The organism is Bacteroides sp. An269, from assembly GCF_002159755.1.
In the GTDB taxonomy this organism is placed as follows: Bacteria; Bacteroidota; Bacteroidia; order Bacteroidales; family Bacteroidaceae; genus Phocaeicola; species Phocaeicola intestinalis.
The window spans coordinates 1-3,515 of the sequence record NZ_NFJG01000195.1 but is presented as its reverse complement, the minus strand read 5'-3'; the positions used below and the strand labels follow the sequence as shown (position 1 = coordinate 3,515).

Below are 3,515 nucleotides of genomic sequence, written 5' to 3'. Positions count from 1 at the left end.
TGCAAGGCAATACGTGCTGAATATCTACACAGAGAACCGAGCTTATGCAAAACCCTTCAAAACAGAATTCGGATAAGAATCCTTTCTTTCCGGTTTGAATCTGCGTATTACCTCAAGTCGCATCGTGGGGTAAGGGGATGGTGGCTACATATTGATGTTGTGCTGTTGCTTTTTACTGAAAGCTGCTACTAACGACTCATAAATCTACCCTTAATCGTGTATTGGATGATAGTTGCGGATTTTAGGATTCAGATAAATTCGCAACATTTCGTTTGCTACTATTTTTGCAACTTTAAAATCGCAAATCGTAGAAAAATTAGGGTCTCTTTCAAAATAAAATGTTTCCATTGTCATTTGAATATCTTGTTTTCCTCTCAGAAAAAAGTACTTATCCAAATGCGTACTTCCCGAACGGTAGTATTTATAGAAATCAATGTTCTTATTGTAGAAATTCTCTAACTGATTCAGTTCATTGATGAAATAATTTTTCAGCACACAATCTTGTCCGTTGGGGCGCATCATTTCGATGTTATACACTTTCCTGTAATAGATTAGTTTACTAAAAAACTTGGGTTTTATTATCTTGAAAAAGAATATTTCATCCATTTCACTTTTGAACTTATAAAACGAAACTATTTCTTTCAATTCCGAGAACCCCTGTTCCAACAGCAATATTATTTGAGGAATATCTTTAATCCTGTCATTTAAATCGAGTTCATGCATCCTGATTTGATGTTCTAATTTTTCTGCAATGTTTTTTATCTTATCTTTCATTTTTATTGATTTTGAGTAAAAAAAAGGATGATATCGTCAGTTGACGACACACAAAGGCGTTCACTGAATTCCGATAGGATTCAGTGAACGCGAAGCAACAACATGTCGCTGAAAGATAATTAGTGATAGATTTGCCAGAAATACATAATACAGAATTTGTTGAAATCAACACCTAATCTTACTTATAACTTCCTTTGATTCCGTAGTCGGTATCCTGATTATTCAGCGATTTAGTACCGACAAGATGAGTTTTTCCGAAATTAAAATTCCAAGTGAGCGTGGCAACGAGAATTCGGGATGCATCGCTAAAACTTTCTCTTCGGAAAGGCGCTTGTGCATTTTTGTTTTCCATAATGGTTCGGGAAACATTCTTAAACGGATTGAACGCACCTATGCCAAAAGAAAAATTAGTCGCATTGTACCGGATAGCCAAGTAGTGATAATTACCATCCTTTATGACGGTTTCGCCGTATAACCTTTCGTCAAAAGGCTGTAGCTGGCCTATCAGCATCCATTTCTTATACATTGCCAAAACATCTGCCCTGTAATAAAAATTAGAATGGGTATGCGAATAGTTGTTCCCACGACTGTCAAAGTGGTTGAAGCCTCCTGTAACCGAAAATTGCAGGAAGTTTTTTATCATCCCTACTTTCAATGTTATCTCCGCATTATACTTATTCCAATCTTTCATGTTTTCGGGCATTGTCAGGAACACATTTCCATGTTCTCTTTTCGATTCCATGATAGGATTGTGTTTGTAGTGATGATGCAGGCTTGCATTGAAAGCGAACAACCCTTTTCTGTTTTCGTAATATAAATTATTATTCAGATTCAGGTACGGTTGAAGCAACAGATTCCCTTTCTCGGCAAGATACGAGTCAAGACGGATTTCCGTGTCGGCCAACTCCATCAGGGTTGGATTCGTTTGACTCATCTCCGCATCATACCGGATAAAAGAATTATCACTGAACCGATAGCCAACCATCGCTTTGGGTAAGAAATGGTAATAGCTTTTGGTAACAGATACATTGGAAAAATGCAGGCGATTCAGGCGAAGTCCCAAGCTATAGCTGAATTTGCCCTTACTATAAAACCACTCTGCAAAAACCGACGATTCCGCCTGATTCAAATCCGATTTGAATTCCTCGCCCTGATTAATTGTCTGCTCTGTAAACGACTGAATATGTTTTATCCCGAATTTCAAATTTCCATGGGCAAATCCTTTTTCGTATATGCCTTCGGCAATCAGTGAATATTTATCGGAAAACAGTTCCGAACGTTCGCTGAAAAGAGTATCAACATCGTTGTATTCGCAGTAATTCCGCGAAGATGCTGCGTTCGCATAACTCCCCACCACATTAGCATATATTTTCTGATTTTTGGGTAAACCATACTGGTAATACAAGTCGATGGTAGAAACATTAATTTTTTGCTGACTTCCGTCAAAAATCAACCCTTTGTCCGTGCCATTCTCTTTTAGAAAACTGTTGAAATCGTTGTGAGGCTGATTGCTCAGATTATATTTCAACTTGGCATTGAAAAAAGCCGAATCGCTCTGCTGATAGTTGTATGTCAGCGAAAAATCATGCATTTGGTACGAATAATCACCTCCGGCACTGATTTCTTCCCTCAATATAGGGGATGAATTTTCAAACTGATAACTACCTGTGCGATTTCTGTTATTCGTGTTGATGCGTTGAAACGCTGCGGTGTAGTTCAAAGCATATTCCGATTTTCCTTTGTTGAATTTGGCAAAGAAAACATCGCCCCCTGCAAGGATATTCAGCGAGTTCATCAAATCCACACCAACAACACCGCCTTTATCATCCCTTACTACCACGTAGTTGATAACTTTGGAAGCATGTCCGTATCGGATACCTGCATAATCCGAATATTCTATCCGCTTGATTTGGCGGGGTTGCAAGGTCTGAATTTCTTCCGGCGTGGTATTTACGCCGTTAATCTGCAAAATGACTTTCCCGCCGTCGGATGATGAAATCGTATTCAGCATCGGATTGATGTTCAAGCCGGGAAGCATCATTGTATTCAGCAATTGCATTCCGTTGGCAGAATGGCTGATTTGCAATTTTGTCGGGAACACAATCCGTTGGTTAATCTTGTTTATTGTGGAAGAAGCAGAAATCACCACTTCCCCAAGTAACAAAACATTTTCATTCAAATACACATCTATTTGTGCTGATTCCGTCAGATTCTGTATCAAAATCCGCTTTGTTTCAAATCCTAAACAGGATACTGACAGCACATAATTATCTGTGGGAAGATTTTCAAATTCAAATCTTCCGATAGTGTCTGTCGTTGTTCCTTTCAGAAAGACTGAATCTTGTTTGAATAGAACGACATTAGCAAACTCAACAGGTGTTTGCGTATTTTGTTGAAGTACTCTTCCTGAAACATGAATCGATTGTCCGGACACACTTAGGCCGGAATACAGGAAAAATACGATAAGATATAATAATCGAGCTTTATTAAAGTCCATACTTGTTTTCTTATAATGGGTTACGGATACAGATATAGCATCTGCATCATAAACCTCATGAATAAATGATAACCTTAATTCCGCAACACTATAATTTAACTTTATAACTTTATTTATAAGTTCCTGAGCAACAATAAGTTGCTCAGGATTTTGCCGTGTCAGATTTTTCACTTATCTTAGTGTTGCAATTAGAAAACAAGCGAAAATCGTAACAAGGCGCTGAAAAGGTACAAATAAAATTCGA

2 protein-coding genes are annotated in these 3,515 nt (G+C 38.0%); both read right to left on the bottom strand.

Annotated elements, in window-relative coordinates:
* Positions 1–210: 210 nt before the first annotated feature.
* Positions 211–774, bottom strand: a complete 564-nt coding sequence (locus tag B5F71_RS19005; RefSeq protein ID WP_052484764.1) for an RteC domain-containing protein — start codon at positions 772–774, stop codon at positions 211–213.
* A gap of 178 nt (positions 775–952) precedes the next feature.
* On the bottom strand, positions 953–3,271 hold the full coding sequence (locus tag B5F71_RS19000; protein ID WP_087213455.1) for a TonB-dependent receptor: 2,319 nt from the start codon (positions 3,269–3,271) through the stop codon (positions 953–955).
* Between the last annotated feature and the right edge of the window lie 244 nt (positions 3,272–3,515).